The organism is Aeromonas mytilicola subsp. aquatica (assembly GCF_044336385.1).
Taxonomy (GTDB): Bacteria; Pseudomonadota; Gammaproteobacteria; order Enterobacterales; family Aeromonadaceae; genus Aeromonas; species Aeromonas rivipollensis.
Map to the genome: position 1 here is coordinate 526,662 of NZ_CP172298.1, position 20,342 is coordinate 547,003.

The 20,342-nt window shown below is 62.3% G+C and carries 20 protein-coding genes and 1 riboswitch; of the genes, 12 read left to right on the plus strand and 8 right to left on the minus strand.

Features of this window, described 5'->3' with window-relative positions; all coding sequences use genetic code 11:
* Positions 1 to 15: 15 nt before the first annotated feature.
* Positions 16 to 882, minus strand: coding sequence for an EamA family transporter (locus ACFWHB_RS02630; protein WP_395949399.1), 867 nt, complete (start codon positions 880 to 882; stop codon positions 16 to 18).
* Positions 883 to 988: 106 nt separating this feature from the next.
* On the opposite strand from ACFWHB_RS02630, the gene ACFWHB_RS02635 reads away from it, so the two are divergent.
* Complete coding sequence (locus ACFWHB_RS02635) at positions 989 to 1,447, plus strand: Lrp/AsnC family transcriptional regulator (protein WP_163154562.1); 459 nt, start codon at positions 989 to 991, stop codon at positions 1,445 to 1,447.
* 126 nt (positions 1,448 to 1,573) lie between these two features.
* On the opposite strand, the gene ACFWHB_RS02640 is transcribed toward ACFWHB_RS02635, so the two are convergent.
* The 4 genes from ACFWHB_RS02640 to treR all read right to left on the minus strand — a co-directional run bounded on the left by ACFWHB_RS02640 (position 1,574) and on the right by treR (position 6,497).
* Complete coding sequence (locus ACFWHB_RS02640) at positions 1,574 to 2,185, minus strand: sugar O-acetyltransferase (RefSeq protein ID WP_395949400.1); 612 nt, start codon at positions 2,183 to 2,185, stop codon at positions 1,574 to 1,576.
* Complete coding sequence (gene treC / locus ACFWHB_RS02645) at positions 2,185 to 3,849, minus strand: alpha,alpha-phosphotrehalase (protein ID WP_395949401.1); 1,665 nt, start codon at positions 3,847 to 3,849, stop codon at positions 2,185 to 2,187. The genes ACFWHB_RS02640 and treC overlap by 1 nt, the downstream gene beginning before the upstream one ends.
* Before the next feature lie 82 nt (positions 3,850 to 3,931).
* A complete protein-coding gene (gene treB / locus ACFWHB_RS02650) occupies positions 3,932 to 5,362 on the minus strand; it encodes a PTS trehalose transporter subunit IIBC (RefSeq protein WP_005323487.1) in 1,431 nt (476 codons plus the stop codon).
* 187 nt (positions 5,363 to 5,549) lie between these two features.
* Positions 5,550 to 6,497 (minus strand): trehalose operon repressor TreR, encoded by a 948-nt coding sequence (gene treR / locus ACFWHB_RS02655; RefSeq protein ID WP_395949402.1) that lies wholly within the window; start codon positions 6,495 to 6,497, stop codon positions 5,550 to 5,552.
* Positions 6,498 to 6,632: 135 nt separating this feature from the next.
* Here treR and ACFWHB_RS02660 point away from each other — a divergent pair, with 135 nt between their 5' ends.
* Positions 6,633 to 7,583: an AEC family transporter gene (locus ACFWHB_RS02660; protein WP_106885688.1), complete on the plus strand. Its 951-nt coding sequence runs from the start codon at positions 6,633 to 6,635 to the stop codon at positions 7,581 to 7,583.
* A gap of 132 nt (positions 7,584 to 7,715) precedes the next feature.
* On the opposite strand, the gene ACFWHB_RS02665 is transcribed toward ACFWHB_RS02660, so the two are convergent.
* Positions 7,716 to 9,008, minus strand: coding sequence for a PTS sugar transporter subunit IIC (locus tag ACFWHB_RS02665; protein WP_106885689.1), 1,293 nt, complete (start codon positions 9,006 to 9,008; stop codon positions 7,716 to 7,718).
* A 263-nt stretch (positions 9,009 to 9,271) separates the two neighbouring features.
* Between ACFWHB_RS02665 and ACFWHB_RS02670 the strand changes: the two genes are divergently transcribed.
* The 9 genes from ACFWHB_RS02670 (at position 9,272) to ansB (ending at position 17,606) form a co-directional block, all read left to right on the plus strand.
* Positions 9,272 to 9,577 carry a PTS sugar transporter subunit IIB gene (locus ACFWHB_RS02670; protein ID WP_041204936.1) on the plus strand — a complete coding sequence of 102 codons (306 nt, stop codon included), beginning with the start codon at positions 9,272 to 9,274 and terminating at the stop codon, positions 9,575 to 9,577.
* A 40-nt stretch (positions 9,578 to 9,617) separates the two neighbouring features.
* A complete protein-coding gene (locus tag ACFWHB_RS02675; RefSeq protein WP_163137568.1) occupies positions 9,618 to 10,943 on the plus strand; it encodes a PTS sugar transporter subunit IIC in 1,326 nt (441 codons plus the stop codon).
* A 54-nt stretch (positions 10,944 to 10,997) separates the two neighbouring features.
* The gene (locus ACFWHB_RS02680) at positions 10,998 to 12,383 is read left to right on the plus strand and encodes a glycoside hydrolase family 1 protein (RefSeq protein ID WP_395949403.1); all 1,386 of its coding nucleotides are present in this window, start codon (positions 10,998 to 11,000) and stop codon (positions 12,381 to 12,383) included.
* A gap of 69 nt (positions 12,384 to 12,452) precedes the next feature.
* Entirely contained in the window at positions 12,453 to 12,764 is a 312-nt protein-coding gene (gene chbA, locus ACFWHB_RS02685; protein WP_025328403.1) for a PTS N,N'-diacetylchitobiose transporter subunit IIA, read from the plus strand.
* 11 nt (positions 12,765 to 12,775) lie between these two features.
* The gene (locus tag ACFWHB_RS02690; protein ID WP_395949404.1) at positions 12,776 to 13,705 is read left to right on the plus strand and encodes an ROK family protein; all 930 of its coding nucleotides are present in this window, start codon (positions 12,776 to 12,778) and stop codon (positions 13,703 to 13,705) included.
* Positions 13,706 to 13,930: 225 nt separating this feature from the next.
* Positions 13,931 to 15,070, plus strand: a complete 1,140-nt coding sequence (locus tag ACFWHB_RS02695; protein WP_395949405.1) for a carbohydrate porin — start codon at positions 13,931 to 13,933, stop codon at positions 15,068 to 15,070.
* A gap of 128 nt (positions 15,071 to 15,198) precedes the next feature.
* A complete protein-coding gene (locus ACFWHB_RS02700; RefSeq protein ID WP_106885695.1) occupies positions 15,199 to 16,161 on the plus strand; it encodes a LacI family DNA-binding transcriptional regulator in 963 nt (320 codons plus the stop codon).
* A gap of 62 nt (positions 16,162 to 16,223) precedes the next feature.
* Complete coding sequence (locus tag ACFWHB_RS02705) at positions 16,224 to 16,418, plus strand: heavy-metal-associated domain-containing protein (RefSeq protein WP_395949406.1); 195 nt, start codon at positions 16,224 to 16,226, stop codon at positions 16,416 to 16,418.
* A gap of 129 nt (positions 16,419 to 16,547) precedes the next feature.
* The gene (gene ansB / locus ACFWHB_RS02710; protein ID WP_106885697.1) at positions 16,548 to 17,606 is read left to right on the plus strand and encodes an L-asparaginase 2; all 1,059 of its coding nucleotides are present in this window, start codon (positions 16,548 to 16,550) and stop codon (positions 17,604 to 17,606) included.
* Between the two features lie 95 nt (positions 17,607 to 17,701).
* Here the strand turns inward: ansB and ACFWHB_RS02715 are convergent, their stop codons facing one another.
* On the minus strand, positions 17,702 to 18,688 hold the full coding sequence (locus ACFWHB_RS02715) for a sodium:calcium antiporter (RefSeq protein ID WP_395949407.1): 987 nt from the start codon (positions 18,686 to 18,688) through the stop codon (positions 17,702 to 17,704).
* An 89-nt stretch (positions 18,689 to 18,777) separates the two neighbouring features.
* Positions 18,778 to 18,884: riboswitch (yybP-ykoY riboswitch) on the minus strand.
* Positions 18,885 to 19,088: 204 nt separating this feature from the next.
* Here ACFWHB_RS02715 and ACFWHB_RS02720 point away from each other — a divergent pair.
* The gene (locus ACFWHB_RS02720) at positions 19,089 to 19,676 is read left to right on the plus strand and encodes a superinfection exclusion B family protein (RefSeq protein WP_025328396.1); all 588 of its coding nucleotides are present in this window, start codon (positions 19,089 to 19,091) and stop codon (positions 19,674 to 19,676) included.
* A 63-nt stretch (positions 19,677 to 19,739) separates the two neighbouring features.
* On the opposite strand, the gene ACFWHB_RS02725 is transcribed toward ACFWHB_RS02720, so the two are convergent.
* Positions 19,740 to 20,198, minus strand: coding sequence for a methylglyoxal synthase (locus ACFWHB_RS02725; protein WP_162520173.1), 459 nt, complete (start codon positions 20,196 to 20,198; stop codon positions 19,740 to 19,742).
* Between the last annotated feature and the right edge of the window lie 144 nt (positions 20,199 to 20,342).

The following is a 20,342-nucleotide window of genomic DNA, read 5'->3' on the forward strand; positions in this document are numbered from 1 at the left end:
TCTCAGTTGAGGGGATCACGCTGGGTCGGCGCGCCGTCGTCCCCCATGCCAGGTGGTGCCCATCGAAGCGGTTATGATGGCGGCTATTCCCAGCCACTGGGACGGGGGCAGTTGCTCTCCCAGCAACAGCAACCCCATCAGGGCGCCCATGGCGGGTTCGCCGCTGGTCAGTATGCCGTAGCTCTTGAGCGGCAACCGGCGCAGGGCAAACATCTCGAGGGAGTAGGGGATGGCACTCGAGAGCAGCCCCACCCCCGCTATGGTCAGCACCAGGGGGAGGGTGAAGCTGGCCTCGCTCGCCCCGCCGAGACCGAAGGGAAGCACCAGCAGGGTTCCCACCCACATGCCAAGGGCCGGGGCCTGGGCCCCCAGCAAGGCACCGGCCCGCTTGCCGGTCAGCATATAGAGCCCCCAGAACACGCCGGCGCCGAGGGCCAATGCGGCCCCCAGGGGATCTATGGCCTGCTCGGCGGCCCGCAGCAGCAGCAGCAACAGCAGACCGACGATGGCCAGCGCCAGCCAGATGAAGTCTTCCCGGTGGCGGGAACTGAGCAGCGCCACCGTCAGCGGGCCTATGAACTCGATGGCCAGCGCCACGCCGAGGGGAATACGCTCTATGGCCAGATAGAAGAGCAGGTTCATGGCTCCCAGCGAGAGTCCATAAGGGATGGCCCCCAGCAGGGTGCGTCTATCGAGTGGCGCTCGCCAGACTCTGAATACCAGGGAGAGGAGCAGGGCGGCACACCCCAGCCGGAACAAGGTGGTGCCGGCGGCCCCGATCAAGGGAAACAGCGACTTGGCCAGGGAGGCGCCCAGGGTGATCGACAGCATGGCGAGCATGACCGCCAGCAGGGAGGAGAGGGCTGTGGTGGTCGGCGGCATCTTGTTCAAACCTGAGCAGGGAAGGGGAAGTAAAATATATCTGGCGATAGCCGTAATTTCGGTCTAAAACTGGCCCCACTCGATAATTTTTATCTCTTTATCCCCCATGACCGACAAGTTCGATCTGCTCATCCTGGCCGAGCTGCAGCAGGATGCCCGTCTACCCATTCCAGAGCTGGCCCACAGGGTCGGCCTCTCCACTCCCGCCTGTTACCGCCGTGTCCGGGCGCTGCGGGAGGCGGGACTTATAGAGCGGGAGGTGGCGCTGGTGGCACCGGCGACCATGGGCTGGCCCATCACCATGCTGGTGCTCGTCACCCTGGAGCGGGATCATGGCCGTATCGTCGATGAGATGATTGTCTGCCTGAAGGGGGAGCCTGAGGTCATGGACCTCTGGTATGTGACGGGTGAGCAGGACTTCGTGCTGCAGGTGGCTGCGCGGGACATGCAGAGCTACGAGCAGTTCACCCGGCGGGTGCTGCATGCCAGGGAGCAGGTGCGCAGCTTCAAGACCCTGGTGGTCATGGGGCAGCACAAGCGCTGCGGGGCCTTGCTGCCAGCCTGACGCGGAGAATTCGCTGCGGGGTCGTGCCTGCACGCCATTGGCAGGCTGTCGTGAACAAGAGTGGTTTGCAGGTCTTGGCCACAGGGCCGAGTACAAGCCGGGGCAGTATTAGCTGCCCCGGTCGTGTCAGATCTCCGCCAGCTCCTGCGCCGTCATGGGGCGCAACACCCGACAAGGGTTGCCGACCGCGACCACCCCCGCCGGAATATCCCTGGTGACCACGGATCCCGCCCCTATGACGCTGTTGTCCCCTATGGTGACACCCGGGCAGATGACGGTGCTGCCCCCTATCCAGACGTTGTTGCCGATGCGCACCGGCTTGCCGAACTCGACCCCCGCCACCCGAGGCGCCACCGCCACCGGATGGGCGGCGGTGTAGATCTGCACCCCGGGGGCCAGCAGCACGTTGTCACCAATGTGCACCTCGCACACGTCGAGGATGGTGCAGTTGACGTTGGCGTAGAAGTTCTCCCCCACGAAGATGTTGGCGCCATAGTCGCAGAAGAAGGGCGGGTTGATGGCGCACAGATCGCCTCGGCCGCCGAGCAGATCATGGAGCAGGGCATCCCGCTCCGGTTTCTCCTGCCAGTTGGTGTTGAAGCTGTGATAGAGGCTGCGGCAGCGCTCGCGGGCCGCCTTCAGCTCGGGGTGGCCCGCATCATAGGGCTCTCCCGCCACCATCTTCTGCCATTCGGGGCAGCGCTCGGCTGCCCGTGGCGCTGTGATTGTCTCAGTCATCATTGTTCCATCAGCCAGATCAGGGATTCATAAGGACGCAGCTCGCAGGATTGCGGCCGGGCCGGGCTGTCGGGGTAGTTGCCAAGCAGCAGGCGACCCTCGCCACCGGCCAGCTCGGCGGGCAGGGCAAACTCCACCGGCTCACCGTAGAAGTTGCTCACCACCAGCAGGGTCTGGCCGTTGGCGCGGCGGGCATAGGCCCAGATCCGGGCATGCCCCGCCAGCAGCTCCTGATAATCCCCCTGCGTGAAGATGGGATGGCTCTTGCGCAGCCGGATCAGATCCCGGTAGTGCCAAAACACGGAGTCGCGGTCGGCCAGCGCCGCCTCGGCGTTGATCTCGGGGTAGTTGGCGGCGGGCTTGAGCCAGGGTGTGCCATTCGTGAAGCCGGCGTTGGGGGCGGCGCTCCACTGCATGGGGGTGCGGGAGTTGTCCCTGGACTTGGCGCCGAGAATGGCGAGGATCTCGGCATCCTCCATCCCTTCGGCTTGCTTGATGGCGAAGATGTTGCGGCTCTCCACATCCTGATAGTCATCGATGCTCTGATAACCCGGGTTGGTCATGCCGATCTCCTCCCCCTGATAGATGTAGGGCGTCCCCTGCAGGCCGTGCAGGGTGCTGGCCAGCATCTTGGCGGCGACAACCCTATGTTCGCCCTCGTCGCCGAAGCGGGAGACGATGCGCGGCTGGTCGTGGTTGCACCAGAACAGCGCCGACCACCCCTTGCCGTGCATGCCGCTCTGCCAGTGGTTGAAGATGCGCTTGAGTTCGAGGAAATCGAACGGCGCCTTGGTCCACTTGTCGCCATTGGGGTAATCCACCTTGAGGTGGTGGAAGTTGAACACCATGGAGAGTTCCGACCCGTCCAGTGCGCCATAGCGCTGGCAATGTTCCAGGCTGGTGGAGGACATCTCCCCCACCGTCATGGCGCCCACGGGAGCGAAGACGTCGCGGCTCACATCCTGCAGGAATTCGTGGATGCGCGGCCCGTCGGTGTAGAAACGGCGGCCATCGCCTATCTCGTCGTTCGGGAACGCCTGATCCTTGGAGATAAGGTTGATGACGTCGAGACGGAAACCGTCTACCCCCTTCTTCGCCCAGAAGTGGATGATCTTTTTGACCTCGGCGCGAACCGCCGGGTTTTCCCAGTTGAGATCCGCCTGCTCGCGGGCGAACAGGTGCAGATAGTACTGGCCGGTGGCCGGGTCCAGCTCCCAGGCGCTGCCGCCAAATTTGGACTGCCAGTTGTTGGGCACGCCGCCTTCCACCGGATCCTTCCAGATGTAGTAGTCGCGGTAGGGGCTGTTCTTGTTCCCCAGCGCCGACTTGAACCAGGCGTGCTCGGTGGAGGTGTGGTTGACCACTATGTCCATCACTATGCGGATGTCGCGCCCGTGGGCGGCCGCCAGCAGCGCCTCGAAATCGCTCATGGTGCCGTAGGCCGGGTCTATGGCCAGGTAGTCGGCGATGTCGTAGCCGTTGTCCACCTGGGGAGAGACGTAGACCGGGGTCAGCCAGAGGGCATCGACACCTAGGGTCTTGAGATAGTCGAGGCGGGCCATGATCCCCTTGAGATCGCCGGTGCCGCGAGCGGCGGAATCCTGAAAGCTCTTGGGGTAGATCTGGTAAATCACGGCGCTTTGCCACCAGGGTGTCTGTGTCATGGTTGGATCGCTCATTGGTTGAAACTGGGTTGAACAGGCCAATAAAAAGGGCGGAGCCTGGGCTCCGCCGATGTCTTGGGGATCAGGCGGTGGCCAGATCCAGCTTGCCGGCCGCCTGCTGGCGCTTGTAGACCAGCAGGGTCAGCACCACGGGCACCACTATGGCCACCAGCATGGCGACGGCGTAGATGGCCCAGTACTGGGGCTGGATGGAGAGGATGCCCGGCAGGCCGCCCACCCCGATGCCGTTGGCCATCACGCCGCTGAAACCGCAGATGAGGGCCGCGAGGCTGGATCCCACCATGGCGCACAGCATGGGGAACTTGTACTTGAGGTTGATGCCGTACATGGCCGGCTCGGTCACGCCCAGGTAGGCGGAGATGGCGGCCGGGACCGAGATCTCCCGTTCGTTCTCCTTGCGGCTGATGAGGATGATCCCCACCACGGCAGACGCCTGGGCGATATTGGAGAGCGCGATCAGCGGCCAGATGGGGGTGCCACCCATGCTCTGCATCAGCTGCAGATCTACAGCGTTGGTGGTGTGGTGGATGCCGGTGATGACCAGGGGCGCATAGAGGAAGCCGAACAGGGCGGCGCCTATGGGGGCGAAGGACCCTGTCATGGCGGCCTTGGCGGCAAATCCGACCCCCTCACCAATCCAGCGACCGAAGGGGCCGATGAAGGCGTGGGCCACTATCACCGCCAGCAGCAGGGAGATGAAGGGCACTATCACCAGATAGAGGTAGGCCGGAATGATGCGCTTGAGACTGGTTTCCACCCAGGCCAGGAAGACACCCGCCAGCAGGGCCGGAATGACCTGGGCCTGATAGCCCACCTTCTGGATGACGAAGAGGCCGAAGTCCCACACTTCCGGGGTCTGCTGACCTATGCCGTAGGCGTTCATCAGCTGCGGCGAGACGAGGGTGATACCCAGCACTATGCCGAGGATCTCGGATCCCCCCATCTTCTTCACCGCAGACCAGCAGACGCCCACCGGCAGGAAGTGGAAGATGGCCTCACCCAGCAGCCAGAGGAAGGCGTGGACCTGGGCCCAGAACTGGCTGATCTCCACCAGGGTATGGGTCCCGTCGTCGAACATCTTGATGTCGCCGATGACGTTGCGAAAACCCAGGATCAGGCCGCCGGTGATGATGGCGGGCAGCAGGGGCACGAAGATCTCCGCCAGGTGGGAGATGCCGCGCTCCAGCGGATTCATGTTGTGGCGGGCCGCCTGCTTGGCGGCATCCTTGCTGGCGCCGCTCACCCCGATCTCCTCGGTGAGCGCCTTGTACCACTGATCCACCTCGTTGCCGATCACCACCTGGAACTGGCCGCCCTGGGTGAAGCTGCCCTTCACCGCCGGTATGGTCTCGATGGCCTTGGGGTCGGCCTTGGCCGGATCGGCCAGCACGAACCTGAGTCGGGTCAGGCAGTGGCTGACTGTGGTGATGTTGTCCTTGCCGCCGATCCGTTCGATCAGCTGTGCCAGATGCTGTGTGTTGACTTTTGACATGAGCCTTCCCTCTGTGACTCGATGAATAATGGTCGTTTCTTTGCCGGCTGGCCAATGACCGCCCGCTTATTGGTATCGTTCCCAATCAGCATGAAGCCAGTGGCCGACATCAGCAATGGGAACGTTCCCAATTCGTGGCGGTGGTCACAAAAAGTGCAAAACGCCGGTAATGAGAGGAAAAGATAGACTACAGGGGCTGACAGGGGGCTATGGTGGCTCTGGGGGCCTGGCCCTCTTCAATCTGGTCGAGCAGCTGTCTGGCGGCCAGAATGCCGGCATCCTTGTAGCCGAAATCCAGGTTGAGGGCGTTGGCAAACAGGAAGGTAAGCATGGGGTTGCTGCCGAGGCCGCTCACCAGGATGTCGGTACGCCCCTGCTCCTGCAGGTATTTGGCGGCGCCTATGGCCAGGGTGTCGCTGGCGCAGACCAGCGCCTGGGTGCTGGGGGTGACCAGCTCGGCAGCCAGCCGGTAGCCGCTGTGCAGGCTGAGATCCCCGAGGGCGCTGTGGGGCGTGCGACCCAGCGCCTCGCAGTAGTCGAGATAAGCCTGGTGACGGCGCAGGCCAGTGGTGAGATCGCTGCGCTCGACCCCCAGATAGGCCACCCGGTCTATACCCAGCCCCCTGAGGTGCTCGAGCACCGCCCGCACCGCCCCCTCGTCATCGTAACAAACGGAGGAGAATCCGGGGTGCTCGCGCACCATCAGCACCAGCTTCTCCTTGAGCGGCGCCATGGCGGCGTAGTCCAGATCGTTGAAGGCAAACAGTATTATGCCGTCCACCCCGCGCCGCTCCAGCACGGCCAGGTGTTCGCTCACCTTGGCGGGGGAGAACTTGCTCTCCATCAGCACGGCGTCGTAGCCGCGGGCATAGAGGGTCTCCAGCATGCCGCGCACCGCCTGGTTCTCCGAGCTGGAGTCGAGGCGTGACACCACTATGCCGATCACCTGCTGGCTCTGGCTGCGCATGGCCCGGGCCGACTTGCTCGGCACGAAGTCGTGCTGGGCGATCACCGCCTCGACCCTGGCTCGGGTCTGGGCGTTGACCTTGGGATCCTGATTGAGCACCCGGGAGACGGTCGACTTGCCGACCCCGCTCAGGCGGGCGATATCGAGGATGGTCAGTTTCTTTTCCATGGGGGATCCGTGACAGGGGAGGGCGACAACCGGGATGCAGACATTGTTGTGATTAAGTCCTGTGAATACAAGCCCATGGCGTTAGAATGCCAATTTGCCCAGGCGACTCCCCCGCCATTGCACAGGACGCGCATCATGGATCTGTTGGCAAGTCTGCACTTCTCCCTCTCCATCACTGGCCCCATCTGCCTGGTACTGGTGCTCGGGATCTGGCTCAAGCGGCTCGGTCTCTTGCCCGACAGTTTCGTCGAGTCCGCCTCCCGACTGGTGTTTCAGGTCACCTTGCCGGCCTTGCTGTTCCTCAGCATGGTGCGCACCGACTTTTCCACCATGCCGAGCCCCTGGCTCATCCTCTACGGCCTGCTCGGCACTTTGGCCGGTTTCCTGGTGCTCGAGCTGCTGGCGGCTCGCTTCATCCCCGAGCGGCGTCTGCGCGGCATCTTCGTGCAGGGCAGCTTTCGCGGCAACATGGGGATCATGGGGCTGGCCTATGTGCAGAACGCCTACGGCCCAGAGGGCATAGGGGCCGCCGCCCTGCTGGTGGGCTCCATCACAGTGCTCTACAACATCCTCGCGGTGATCACCCTGACCCGCAGCCTGGGGGGCGGAAAAGGGATCAAACCCATCCTCAAGGGGATCGTCAGAAACCCCCTCATCATCGCCATACTGGCGGCCCTGCCGTTCGGCCTGCTCGGCATAGAGCTGCCCCAGCTGGTGATCACCACGGGCAACTACTTTGCCAGCATGACACTGCCGCTGGCGCTGCTCTGTACCGGCGCCAGCCTCAACCTCAAGGCCCTGCGCGGCGGCGCCATGCTGACCGGCTGGGCCACCGCCAACCGCCTGTTCTGCATTCCCGTGCTGCTGGTGCTGGGGGCCTGGGCGCTCGGTTTCAGTCCCCAGGCCCTCGGCATCCTCTTCCTCATCAGCTCCACCCCCACCGCCGCCGCCAGCTATGTGATGACCCGCGCCATGGGGGGCGACAGCGCCCTGGCGGCGAACATCATAGCCACCACCACGCTGGGTTCGCTTGTGACTACCAGCCTGGGGGCGGCCCTGATGAACTACCTGGGGTTGATGGGGTAAGGCACTGTCGCCATGTGACTGCCCCGGCCATGGGGCGCGCATTGGCGGCGAACATCATGGCCGCCATCCCCCTGAGTTCGCTCGCTACCACTGGCCAGGGGGTTGAACAGCCTATCGTTCGAGCCCAGGGTCTCAGCTGCGTTCACGCTCCTGCTCCAGCACCATTTTTTCATGGGCCAGGAAGAAGGGGCGGTAGAGCACATAGCTGTTGAGGATGCAGACCAGGCTCATCAGGCCATTGCTCCAACTGCCGTTGGCCGCCCAGGCGGCACCGAGAGGAGAGGGCATTGACCAGGGCAGCAGGGCGATGAACTTGTCGAGAAACCCCCACTGGGTCAGCTGCCAGGCGAGCACTGCGTTGATCAGGGGGACGCCGATGAAGGGCAGGAAGAACAGCGGATTCATGATGATGGGAAAACCGAACAACAGCGGCTCATTGATGTTGAACATCGAGGGGATGAAACCCAGCTTGCCCACCGACTGAATCGAGTGAGAGCGACTGCGCATGGCCATAAACACCAGTGGCAAGGTAGTCCCAATCCCCCCGATCAGCAGGTAGTAGTCCCAGAACCCTTGCAGGAAAATATGGGGCAGGGGCTCTCCCGCCATCAGCGCGGCCTGGTTGGCGCTCACCCCGGCCATCCAGAAGGGTGACAGCAATCCGGTCACTATCAGGGCGCCGTGGATCCCCATGAACCAGAGCAGATGGGCGATCAGCAGGGTGATCAGCAGGGCGGGCAGGGTGTCGGCCCCCACGATCAGGGGCCGGAACAGGGCGGCCATGAAGTCCGGCAGACTGATCCCGAACTGCTGCTTCAACCAGAGCCGCAACAGGCTCAGCGACAGCATGATGAACAGCAGCGGCACTATCAGCTGAAAGCCCCGCCTCGTCATCACCGGCACCTCGTCCGGCATCTGGATGTACCAGCCCCGGCGATAGAAGAACCGGGTCACCTCCACCGAGTAGAACGCCATCAGCAGGGCGGTGAAAATCCCGGCTCCCCCCAGATAGCCAAATACCCCGGGTTGCAGCGAGCGAAAGTCGATCAGCATCAGGAAGGCCATGCAGCCCCCCAGGCCGCACAGGCGCTCCGGCATTTCGTATGCCTTGGCGAGGCTGGACGCCGCACCGAAGGCGATGATCAGCGCCACCAACCCCAGGGTGTGGGAGTAGACGGGAAACAGGAAAGGATGCAGCGCCCGCGCCAGCCAGTGCAGCCACTGTCCGAAGGCGTGCGGCGTGTCGGGGGCGATGGGAGGATAGAGGATGGGGACCAGCAGGCTGCCGACGATGACGAAGGGCATGGCCAGCTGAAAACCATCGCGCAACGAGAGCACATGGCGACTGCGGGTCAGCCAGTTGGCAAACGGTACCATGCGCTGCTCTATCATGCCGACCAGCATTGCCATCCATTGCAGATTCATCACGTTATTCGGTTCCTTGTCATCCTGATACCCCTTGTCATCACGAGGCTTGGACGCCATTTTGACGGCTTTGTGGTTTTGTTTCCGTAATATCCTCGACCATTTTGCCATTTCATTACCTCGCTCACACTTCCCGACCTCTTGAACCGGAAAAAGTCGATCCTTCTCACACATCAATGGATTTACTTTGGAAACCGGTTTCCAAAGTAAATCCATTCGGTCCAGAATGCGCCATCCGTTATGAACGTCTGGAGAATCGGGAAATGAAAAAAATCATGTTGTGCTGCTCTTCCGGCATGTCCACCAGCCTGCTGGTCAAGAAGATGAAAGAGGAGGCGGACAAGCGGGGATTGGACGCCGAGATACAGGCCTTCGGTGCGGCAGAGTTCGATCTGCAGATGCCCCACTACCAGGTGGTGCTGCTGGGGCCCCAGGTCAAATACATGCAGGCCGAACTGCAGCAGCGAGCGGCGGCTCATGGCGTGCCTGTCGACACCATCAACATGATGGATTACGGCATGCAACGGGGTGACAAGGTCCTCGACCACGCCCTCACCCTGATCGGCTGATGCGCAGACCCCAACCAGTGAATGTCACAAGGAAACCTTCATGAACACCCTTTACGAGCGCTTTGTCAGTACCATAGAGAACCGGGTCAGCCCGCTGGCCGGCCGGATCGGCCAGCAGAAATACGTGCAGGCGATCCGTGACGGCTTCATCGCCGCCTTGCCCTTCATGATCGTCGGCAGCTTCATGCTGGTGTTCATCTTTCCCCCCTTCTCACCCCAGACCCAATGGGGATTTGCCCGTGCCTGGCTCGACTTCTCGTCGACCTATCAGTCCCAGTTGCTGCTCCCGTTCCAGTTGAGCATGGGGCTGATGACCCTGTTCATCTCGGTGGGAATAGGCGCCAGCCTGGCGCGGCAGAACGGTCTTGACCCCGTCACCACAGGCCTGCTCTGCCTGATGTCCTTCATGCTGGTGGCCGCCCCCGTCAAGGATGGTGCCATCTCCATGCAGTATTTCTCCGGTCAGGGGATCTTCACGGCCCTGATCACCGCCATCTATGCGGCCGAGGTCTATGCCTTCCTCAAGCGCAACAACATCACCATCAAGTTGCCGCCCCAGGTCCCGACGGGGGTCGCCCGCTCCTTCGAGGTGCTGGTCCCGGTGCTGGTGATCATCCTGACCCTGCACCCGCTCAACCTGATCCTGGAGAGCACCACCGGCATGATTTTGCCGGAGGCCATCATGTCTCTGGTCAAGCCGCTGGTGGCGGCCTCCGATTCCCTGCCTGCCATGCTGCTGGCGGTGCTGGTGTGCCAGGTGCTCTGGTTCGCGGGGATCCACGGTGCCCTGATTGTCACCGGCATCATGAACCCGTTCTGGATGGCCAATCTGGCCAACAACCAGGCCGCCATGGCGGCCGGTGAGGCGCTGCCCCACATCTTCCTGCAGGGCTTCTGGGATCACTACCTGTTGATCGGTGGCGTCGGCTCCACCCTGCCGCTGGCCTTCCTGCTGCTGCGCAGCAAGGCCGCCCACCTGAGATCCATCGGCAAGATGGGCGTGGTGCCTGGCCTGTTCAACATCAACGAACCCATCCTGTTCGGTGCGCCCATAGTGATGAACCCGGTTTTCTTCCTGCCTTTCATCCTGGTGCCCATGATCAACGCCACTCTGGCCTGGTTTGCCCTGGATATAGGTCTGGTGGAGCGGGTTGTCTCTCTCACTCCCTGGACCACCCCTGGCCCCATCGGCGCCTCCTGGGCTGCCAACTGGGCCATCAGCCCCATGGTGCTGAGCCTGCTCTGCATGTGCTCCGCCGCTGCCATGTATTACCCCTTCCTGAAAGCCTATGAGCGCACCCTGCTCAAACAGGAAGAGCAGGAAGAGAGTCCGAAAACGCCGGAGCTGGCCGCCGCCACCCGTTGATTGCCTGCCGGGGCCGCCTGGCGGCCTCTTTTTTCAAGCTTGGAGTAACACGAGATGCAATACCGTTTTCCTGAACAGTTCTGGTGGGGCAGCGCTTCCTCCGCCGCCCAGGCCGAAGGCGCCAGCCTCCAGGGCGGCAAGGCGCCCACCATCTGGGATCACTGGTTCGAGCAGTCCCCCAACCGTTTCCATCAGCAGATAGGGCCGGCGCAGACCTCCGGTTTTTATGAGCATTTTCGCGATGACATCCGTCTGCTGAAGCAGCTTGGTCACAACAGCTTCCGCACCTCCATCGCCTGGTCCAGGCTGATCCCGGCTGGCCGGGGAGAGCCCAACCCACAGGCCGTCGCCTTCTACGACGCCATGCTCGACGAGCTCAAGGCCGAGGGGATAGAGCCCTTCATCTGCCTGTTCCACTTCGACATGCCCATGAGCATGCAGGCGCTGGGGGGCTGGGAAAGCCGGGAAGTGATCGAGGCTTACGCCGAGTTTGCCGAGACCTGTTTCAGGTTGTTCGGCCACAAGGTCAGACACTGGTTCACCTTCAACGAGCCGATCGTGCCGGTGGAGGGGGGTTACCTCTACGACTTCCACTATCCGAACGTGGTGGACTTTCGCCGCGCCGCCACCGTGGCCTATCACATCATGCTGGCCCACGCCATGGCGGTGCAGCGTTACCGGGAGCTCGGTCAGGATGGTCAGATCGGCATCATCCTGAATCTGACCCCCTCCTATCCGCGCTCGCAACACCCGGCGGATCTGAAGGCGGCCAACATTGCGGATCTGATGTTCAACCGCAGCTTCCTGGATCCGGCGGTCAAGGGGGAATACCCCGCCGAGCTGGTCGAGCTGCTGCGGGAATACGATCAGCTGCCGGCCTGCGATCCGGGCGATGCCGCCCTGCTGGCGGCCGGCAAGATAGACCTGCTGGGGGTCAACTACTACCAGCCGCGCCGGGTCAAGGCGCGCAGCCACGCGGTCAATCCTGCCAGCCCCTTCATGCCGGAGTGGTTCTTCGACTACTACGAGATGCCGGGCCGCAAGATGAACCCGCACCGGGGCTGGGAGATCTACGAGCAGGGGATCTACGACATCCTGGTCAACCTGCGCGACCACTACGGCAACATCCCGAGCTACATCTCCGAGAACGGCATGGGGGTGGAGGGGGAGGCCAGGTTCAAGGGAGAGGGCGGCCAGATCCAGGATGACTACCGCATCGGCTTCATCCGGGATCACCTCATCTGGCTGCACAAGGGGCTGTCGGAGGGCTGTCAGTGCCGGGGCTATCACCTCTGGACCTTCATCGACAACTGGTCCTGGAGCAATGCCTACAAGAACCGTTACGGCTTCATCGAGCTGGAGCTGGAGAGCCAGACCCGGCGCATCAAGAAGAGCGGCCAGTGGTTTGCCACCGCCGCCCGTGAGAATGGCTTTGACTGATTATTCTGTCACTTGCCCCCTATAAAGAGCGCCAGCCCCAGGGCCGGCGCCCATCACCAAGGAGTGTGTATGTTCGATCTGGAAGAGACCGTCATGGGTCTTATCATCAATGCCGGCATGAGTCGCAGCCTCTGCTTCGAGGCGCTGCGTCAGGCCAGGGCCGGTCAGTTTGCGGAGGCCGATGACCTGCTGCGCCAGGCCGCCGAGGCAGCCAATGCCGCCCATGCAGTACAGACCAGGCTGATCGAGGCGGATGAAGGGGAGGGCAAGATCCCGGTCACGCTGATCCTGGTCCATGCCCAGGACCACCTGATGACCGCCATGCTGGCCCGAGAGCTGGTCACCGAGCTCATCGAGCTGCACCGCAAGCTGGCTGCCTGAGGAAGACGATCATGTTGCGACTCGGACTCGACATCGGCGGCACCAAGATCGAGGCTCAACTGCTCGATGGCCAGGGCGTCAGCCTGCTGCGCAAGCGGATCGCGACCCCGACCACGGGGTACGGCGATTTCCTGGCGGCCATCACCGATCTGGTGAGGGAGATACGGCAGGCGATGGACAGCGCCTTCACCATCGGCATCGGGCTGCCCGGGGCGATCGACCCGCAGACGGGTCGCATCAAGAATGCCAACTGTCTGTTTCTCAACGGACAAGACCTTAAAGGAGACTTGACCCAGGCGCTGGGCCAGCCGGTGTGGCTCGCCAATGACGCCGACTGTTTCGCCCTCTCGGAGGCCGTCGACGGGGCGGGAGAGACGGGCAGGGTGGTGTTTGGCATCATCCTCGGCACCGGCTGTGGTGGCGGCTTGGTGGTCAATCGCCAGCTCATCGTCGGCCCCAACGCCATCACCGGGGAGTGGGGACACAATCCGCTGCCCGGTTATGACCCGGCGCTTGATGGCCCAACCCAGCCCTGTTACTGCGGGCGCAGCAACTGCATCGAGCGGTTCGTCTCCGGGACAGGGTTTGCCGGTCGTTTCGTGGAGCGTCATGGCCGCGGGTTGTCGCCTCTCGGGATCATCACGGCCGCCGCCGAGGGGGATCTGGAGGCCGAGGTCCACTATGACCACTTCATCCAGGCCCTGGCCCGCAGCGTCGCCAGCCTGATCAATGTGCTGGACCCGGATGTCATCGTACTGGGGGGCGGCCTCTCCAACATCGCCTCCCTCTATCGTGATCTGCCCGCGGCAGTGATTCCCTACCTGTTCTCGGCGCAGTGCCTCACCCCCATAGTGCCTGCCCGCTACGGGGACAGCAGCGGGGTACGCGGCGCCGCCTGGCTGCCGAGCTGCGTCGAAGGAGCCACCACATGGGCCATCTGAGCCTTGGCCGAGGAGAGCGCGCCGACTCGCCTGCCCCGGTGGGCTATGCCTGTCAGAGGCTGAGACACTGCCTCGGGCCCTAGTCCCCACCCGATTTGATCCATGCCCTTTGCCCCACATTGCGTCGCGATGGGGGAAAGGCATGCCCGAATTTGTCCTCCCTTCGGGGAGACAGATAAATAAGTGCTTGTATATCAAAAACATAAAACTCAAGGAATGATAATAATGAAACTGACAAACCTGTCCGCCCAGCTCCTTGCGATCCTGGCCCTGAGCACCCCTTTCATGGCCCGCGCCGTGGTGGAAACCAACACTGACTTCGGGCGCCTGAGCCTGGGGGGCGATGCGGAGATCAACCTGAACGCGTCCAATACCACCCGTGGCAACGTGCTGGGTCAAACCAGCGAGACCCGCACCGATCGCTGGGACGAGGATGGTCGCCTGCTGCTGAACTTCCTCGGGGTACGGGAGCTGGAAGATGGTCGCTATGGCCAGATCCAGATCCAGCCCACCATAGGCACCAATGGTGGTGCCGGTGCCGACGATGCGTATCTGGGGTTCGGCCAGCGCAGCAACTGGGGGATGAAGGTCGGTCGTTTCGAGGCCTACGACATGTTCCCGCTGGGTCAGGACATCTTTGTCGAGCATTCCGGTGACAGCGCCAACGACCTCTACTCCGATGGCAATGGCTATGTCTACATGCTCAAGGAGGGTCGTGGCCGGGCAGGCAAGGGGGGTCAGCTGCTGCTCAACAAGGAGGCGGGCAACTGGTATCTGGAGCTCTCCACCCTGATCGGAGATCGCACCAATCTGTTTGCAGGCCAGCAATACCACGGCTATGCGCTGACCAAGGCCAAAGACTCCATCATCGTGCGTCCCGTCATCGCCTGGAAAGGTGAAAACCTGAAAGTCGCCCTGGGGGCCGAGGGCAATGTGATCAGCGACGCCATCGTCACCAGCGACGACGTCTCGGTGTCCGATCGCATGGGTTATGGCCTCACCACCAGCTGGACCCAGGATGCCCTGGTCATCAATGCCAACCTGGCCCGCATGGATGCCGAGGCTGAAACCGATACCACCCTGGGCGCCAACCTGCTCTGGCACAATGCCGGTCTGGGTTATGTCTACGCCATCAACGACATCAGCAGTGCCAATCTGAACAACACCAGCGCCGACTTCAGCAAGATGATCGGCAAGCACAGCATCAACACCGTCTACGCCTCCTACAAGATCCCGAGCGTGCTGGATCTCAGCAACTTCGATATCTATCTGGGAGCCTACTGGTCCCAGCTGAATGTCGACAGCGGCGAGGTGGACAACATGGATCGCTACGGTGGCCGGGTGCGTTTCAAATATTTCTTCTGATGGAAGCCAGGTTGGCAGAGGGGGGGCAAGGGCCCCCCTTTTCCATTGGTCAGGCTGCCGGCCCTTACCGGAGGTCGCTGGCCTGTGCTAGGATGGAGGCCTGTTAACCGGTTACCGTTGATGAAGCCATGGCCAATATTACCGATGTGTCGCGCCTCGCGAATGTGTCTAAAGCCACCGTTTCCCGCGTCCTGAGCGGCTCGCGCGGCGTGCGTGAAGAGAGTCGGTTGGCCGTGCTGCAAGCCGCCGAACAGCTGAATTTCCGACCCAATGCCACGGCCCGCTCCCTGGCGACCCAGGCGACGGATTGTGTGGGCATCATCCTCTCCCCCCAGCTTGGCAATCGTCTGGCCAGCATGCTGCCGCTGCTGGAAGGAGCGCTGGCCAAGACGGGCAAGAGCATGCTGGTGCGCTTTGCCGACGAGGCACAGCAACAGCAGCTGGCGGTCGATGAACTGCTTGGTGGGCGTTGTGATGGCGTCCTGGTCCTCGGTACCAAACAGCCTCTGAATCCGGACCCGCGCCTCATTCAGCTCGATGGGGTGAGCGACACCGGCAACCTCAATCTCAGCTATGACCTGACCTTTGCCACCGAGAGCGCCTGTCGCTTCCTGCTCGGCAAGGGTCATCGCCAGCTGGTGCTGATGCTGGATGACAAACTGTCCCCAGCCGGAAAGAGCGCCATCCAGGGTTATCAGCAGGCACTTCAGCAGCAATCCCTGCCCTATAACAGCCAGCTGGTGATCGACGGTACCGACAACCAGCAGGCGCTGCTCGGCTTGCTCAATCGCTACCTGCCCTTCACCGCGCTGGTGGTGCAGCAAGATGCCCAGGCTGCCGATGCCATGAGGCTGTTGCGCGAGTTCAACCTCCATATCCCTCAGGATGTCTCCGTCATCAGCCTGGAAGGCTCCTCCCTGGCGAGCCAGCTGACCCCGCCGTTGACCTGCATCGAATACCCGAGTGAGCGGCTGGCCCAGGAGAGCGTGCGGGTGTTGCAAGCACAGCTGGCGCAGAGTCTGCGACCGGCCGATGAGCAGCAGAAATTCCAGGGGCGCCTGGTGGTGCGTGAATCCGTGGTGGCCCGCTAGGGCTTGACCTTGCCGCGGGCGTCAGCTTTAGGCTGGGAACACATCCACAGAGGAGATATCCCATGACCATAGAACTCACCGTCTCCGGCATGTCCTGCGGTGGCTGCGCCGCCAGCCTGCAGAAGGCGCTGCTGGCCCAGAGCGCCGTCAGCCAGGCCCGGGTCGATTTTGGCAGCCGTAAAGCCGTTATCGAGAGCGAGCTGAGCAAGGGCGAGTTGATCGCGCTGATCGAAGTCCAGGGATTCAATGCGGAGTGATTTATCCCTATATGGGTAAAAATCAGACCAATATTCTGTTTACTTGTTTTTATTGTTGAGAGTGATCACTTAAAAACGATTTAAAGTGGATGAAAATGCTGCAGTCAACTAACCCAAAAGGATTGCAGCATGACTCACCCTATCCGCAAGACCCTGCTCGCCGTCGTCCTCGGCATGACACTCTCCCCCCTGGCCATGGCCCTGCCGCAGGTTCATATTCTGGCGACCGGTGGCACCATAGCCGGTGCGGGGCAGTCCGCCACCCAATCCAACTATGAGGCAGGCAAGGTGGCCATCGAGACCCTGATCGCCGCCGTGCCCGAGATGAAGAACGTGGCCGAGGTGCAGGGGGAGCAGGTGGTCAAGATCGGCTCCCAGGACATGAACGACGAGGTGTGGCTCAAGCTGGCCAAGCGGGTCAACGAGCTGCTGGCCAAGGATGACGTGGACGGCATCGTCATCACCCACGGCACCGACACCATGGAAGAGACCGCCTACTTCCTCAACCTCACCGTCAAGAGCGACAAGCCCGTGGTGCTGGTCGGCGCCATGCGTCCCTCCACCGCCATGAGCGCCGATGGCCCGCTGAATCTGTATAACGCAGTGGTCACCGCCTCCGACCCCAGCTCCAAGGGACGCGGCGTCATGGTCGCCATGAACGACACAGTGCTGGACGCCCGGGACGTCACCAAGACCAACACCACAGGGGTGCAGACCTTTGCCGCCCCCAACTTCGGCCCGCTCGGTTACATCCACAACGGCAAGATCGACTACCAGCGCAGCCCGGCCCGCCTGCACACCAGCAAGACGCCGTTCGACGTGAGCAAGCTCGACAAGCTGCCGCAGGTGGGCATCGTCTACAACTATGCCAACGCCACCGATCTGCCGGCCAAGGCCATGGTGGATGCCAAGTTTGACGGCATCGTCAGCGCCGGGGTGGGCAACGGCAACCTCTACCACACCCTGTTCGATACTCTGGCCAAGGCGAGCGAGGACGGCATCCGGGTGGTGCGCTCCGCCCGCGTGCCGACCGGTGCCACCACCCTGGATGCCGAGATCGATGACGCCAAGTACGGCTTCGTGGCCGCCGGCACCCTGAACCCGCAGAAGGCGCGCATCCTCTTGATGCTCTCCCTGACCCAGAGCAAGGATCCGGCCCAGATCCAGCGCTGGTTCCAGCAGTTCTGATCCCGGGGTTCAACCCGCGAACCTAACCCCATGAACAAAGGGCAGGATCCGATCCTGCCCTTTCCTATGGCGCCATCTTCACATAGAGCGCGCCCTCAGCTCACCATCAGCCAGCCGCAGAAGCCCAGGTACACCAGCCCTATGCCGGCCAGCCTGCCCGCCGTCATCCGCTCCCGGCTGAAGCCCCACCACAGCAGTGCCACCGCCAGCAGGGTCACCAGGGAGGAGGCCATCATGGTGCTGTCGAGCAACCAGGGGGTGAACAGCAGACAAAACGCCTTGGGAATGGTGCCCTGGATCATCATGGCGCCTGAGATGTTGGCCAGCGCCAGCCGGTATTTGCCCTGACGCACCCAGATCAGCACGTTCATCAGTTCCGGCATCTCGGTCGCCACCGGGCTCAGCAGCAGGGCCGCCAGCACGGGGGAGAGGCCAAACAGCTCGCCCATGCTCTCCAGCTGATGGACGAACAGCTGGGCCGCCAGCGCCACTACCACCAATGCCACCAGGGTCTGCAGCAGCACCTTGCGTAGCGCCGGGATCTCGGCCTCGGGGTCCAGCTTGAGGGGCTCTGGCAACGGGGTCTCGTGGCTGTCGGTCTGTTTCAGCTCGCGCCGCACATAGACCAGATACACCAGCACGAACAGCGGAGCCAGCCAGGTTTTGCCGGTGAAGGCCACCATGCCGAGGGCCACCGCCACCAGGAAGATAGCGACAAACCAGGCCTGATCCCGACCAGTCTCTCGCTGCACCTCGCCATCTATGACTCTGTGTTCAGGGCCCATGCACAGCAGCAGGGTCAGGCCGACGGCGGCATAGCCTATGGTGGAGAGCACCAGGGGACCGCCGAGGGCGGCCCCTATTCCTATCTGCTGCTGGGCGGGAGCATCCCCCATCAGCAGGGCCGTCAGGGTGACTATGCATTCGGGCAGGGCAGTGCCGAGGGCCGCCAGTAGGGAACCGGTGGCACTCTGGGAGAACTTGAAGTGATGGCCGGCCCATTCGATACCGTTGACGAAATATTCGCAGGCCAGGTAGATGGTGACGGCAGAGAGCAGAAATAACAGCAGGGTGATCAACATAATAGGCAACCGCCAGGCGAGCAGAACAACCGATGGACCCGATACGGCTCGCCCGGCTGGCTTGCGTATCGAGGCCAAAGGTCTTGCAGAGCGATAGATGCTATCGCCGCTCATGCCATGGATCTGATGATCCAAGAATGTTGACATGAGCCCTGCCCGGATCTCGGGCGGGTTGCTACTCCCCAATGACAGTGCGGGCTTTTTATCAAGAGATGGGTCGCCCCACAAGGAAAATGACGGCTCGTCCCCCCGGCAACTTGTAAGGGGATGTAACCTGGCCACAGGCCCATCCCATCAGATCTACCCGCCAGGATCCAGATCCCGCCCACAGGATCCTCGCCTTGGCACAGGGATTGCTATGAGTTGACTACTGTCCACATTGACTTGGGAAGGGTGAACGATGAAACGGTGGATCCAACATTTTTACCAGCTGAATCGCCTCAACTGGCTGATGGTCTGGCTGCTGCTCTGCTGCAGCATCATATTGCTGTTCCCGGCCGGGCTGATGAAAGGCGCCGTCAGCCAGTGGGCCACGGCTCACGCCGCCTGGCTGGGGGTCGGCATGCTGATCGCCATCTCCTACTTCTGCAGCCAGGGTTTCCTGATCGCCTGGGAATGGGCCTGCGACGAGTGGCAATCCCGCCGTCAACAGGATCAGCTGGCCCAGATGATAGGCTTCCTCGACTTCAACGAGAAGGCGGTGCTGCGCGAGTTTGTGCTGCAACGGAAAAGCGTCATAAACCTGCCGATCACCGAACCTGCCGTCAAAAACCTGATGGATGCCGGGGTGCTGACCTATGCCTATGGCAAGCCGGTGCGAGAGAAGGAGGACGAAAACCAGATCCGCGCCCTGATGATTGCACTGCCGGCACGGCCGCTGCTGACCTACAAGGTGCTGGGGCTGTCGCGTGGCAAGATGAGCGACGAGCAGGTGGAGCAGATCATGAACGCCAGACCCAAGTTCGCCCAGAAGAGTTTCCAGCGCTGAGCCGCCACCATCCTTCAGACAAAAGAGCCGGACACTGTCCGGCTTTTTGCTATCTGGTTGGGGTTACTCGGTTCTTGCCTTGAGATAACCGGCGTAGTCGGGCACCTGTACGCTGAATGCCTGCTGCATGTGCGGGCTGTCCATGATGAAGTCCGCCGTCGCTTCGTTGGTGGCGACCGGGATGTTCCAGACCGCCGCGAGGCGCAGCAGCGCCTTTACGTCCGGATCGTGCGCCGCGGCATTGAGGGGATCCCAGAAGAAGATCATCACGTCGATCCTGCCCTCGGCAATCAGGGCGCCGAGCTGCTGATCGCCGCCCATGGGGCCGGAGAAGAGGCAGGTGATGGGCAGCTGTGCCTTCTTGCCGAGCAGGGTACCCGTGGTGCCGGTCGCATAGAGGTGGTGGAGCTTGAGCTCCTCCTTGCGGCGCAGCACCCAGTTCAGCAATGGGGTCTTCATGTTGTCGTGAGCCACCAGGGCCACCCGCTTGTGGGGGGCCATCTCACGTGCAATCAGTTCCATGGAAATCATCCGTAGCAAAGTGATGGGAATAGGGCCGTATCCTAATCGAAAGCGGCGTGCGCTGCTCTGCCCTGCATCGTAACTGTGATCACTGCAATGGTTCAATCCGGCTTGGGCTGTGCCTCGTTCGCCGGATCCGGCGGT

Excerpts from the sequence above, each read along its gene's own strand:
- ACFWHB_RS02715 (WP_395949407.1), bottom strand. The coding sequence starts at position 18,688 with ATGTTGATCACCCTGCTGTTATTTCTGCTCTCTGCCGTCACCATCTAC.
- ACFWHB_RS02675 (WP_163137568.1), top strand. The coding sequence starts at position 9,618 with ATGAACACCCTTTACGAGCGCTTTGTCAGTACCATAGAGAACCGGGTC.
- ACFWHB_RS02630 (WP_395949399.1), bottom strand. The coding sequence starts at position 882 with ATGCCGCCGACCACCACAGCCCTCTCCTCCCTGCTGGCGGTCATGCTC.
- ACFWHB_RS02640 (WP_395949400.1), bottom strand. The coding sequence starts at position 2,185 with ATGACTGAGACAATCACAGCGCCACGGGCAGCCGAGCGCTGCCCCGAA.
- chbA (WP_025328403.1), top strand. The coding sequence starts at position 12,453 with ATGTTCGATCTGGAAGAGACCGTCATGGGTCTTATCATCAATGCCGGC.
- ACFWHB_RS02720 (WP_025328396.1), top strand. The coding sequence starts at position 19,089 with ATGAAACGGTGGATCCAACATTTTTACCAGCTGAATCGCCTCAACTGG.
- ACFWHB_RS02635 (WP_163154562.1), top strand. The coding sequence starts at position 989 with ATGACCGACAAGTTCGATCTGCTCATCCTGGCCGAGCTGCAGCAGGAT.
- ACFWHB_RS02700 (WP_106885695.1), top strand. The coding sequence starts at position 15,199 with ATGGCCAATATTACCGATGTGTCGCGCCTCGCGAATGTGTCTAAAGCC.
- ACFWHB_RS02680 (WP_395949403.1), top strand. The coding sequence starts at position 10,998 with ATGCAATACCGTTTTCCTGAACAGTTCTGGTGGGGCAGCGCTTCCTCC.
- ACFWHB_RS02705 (WP_395949406.1), top strand. The coding sequence starts at position 16,224 with ATGACCATAGAACTCACCGTCTCCGGCATGTCCTGCGGTGGCTGCGCC.
- ACFWHB_RS02660 (WP_106885688.1), top strand. The coding sequence starts at position 6,633 with ATGGATCTGTTGGCAAGTCTGCACTTCTCCCTCTCCATCACTGGCCCC.
- treB (WP_005323487.1), bottom strand. The coding sequence starts at position 5,362 with ATGTCAAAAGTCAACACACAGCATCTGGCACAGCTGATCGAACGGATC.
- ACFWHB_RS02670 (WP_041204936.1), top strand. The coding sequence starts at position 9,272 with ATGAAAAAAATCATGTTGTGCTGCTCTTCCGGCATGTCCACCAGCCTG.
- ACFWHB_RS02690 (WP_395949404.1), top strand. The coding sequence starts at position 12,776 with ATGTTGCGACTCGGACTCGACATCGGCGGCACCAAGATCGAGGCTCAA.
- ACFWHB_RS02695 (WP_395949405.1), top strand. The coding sequence starts at position 13,931 with ATGAAACTGACAAACCTGTCCGCCCAGCTCCTTGCGATCCTGGCCCTG.
- treR (WP_395949402.1), bottom strand. The coding sequence starts at position 6,497 with ATGGAAAAGAAACTGACCATCCTCGATATCGCCCGCCTGAGCGGGGTC.
- ansB (WP_106885697.1), top strand. The coding sequence starts at position 16,548 with ATGACTCACCCTATCCGCAAGACCCTGCTCGCCGTCGTCCTCGGCATG.
- treC (WP_395949401.1), bottom strand. The coding sequence starts at position 3,849 with ATGACACAGACACCCTGGTGGCAAAGCGCCGTGATTTACCAGATCTAC.
- ACFWHB_RS02725 (WP_162520173.1), bottom strand. The coding sequence starts at position 20,198 with ATGGAACTGATTGCACGTGAGATGGCCCCCCACAAGCGGGTGGCCCTG.
- ACFWHB_RS02665 (WP_106885689.1), bottom strand. The coding sequence starts at position 9,008 with ATGAATCTGCAATGGATGGCAATGCTGGTCGGCATGATAGAGCAGCGC.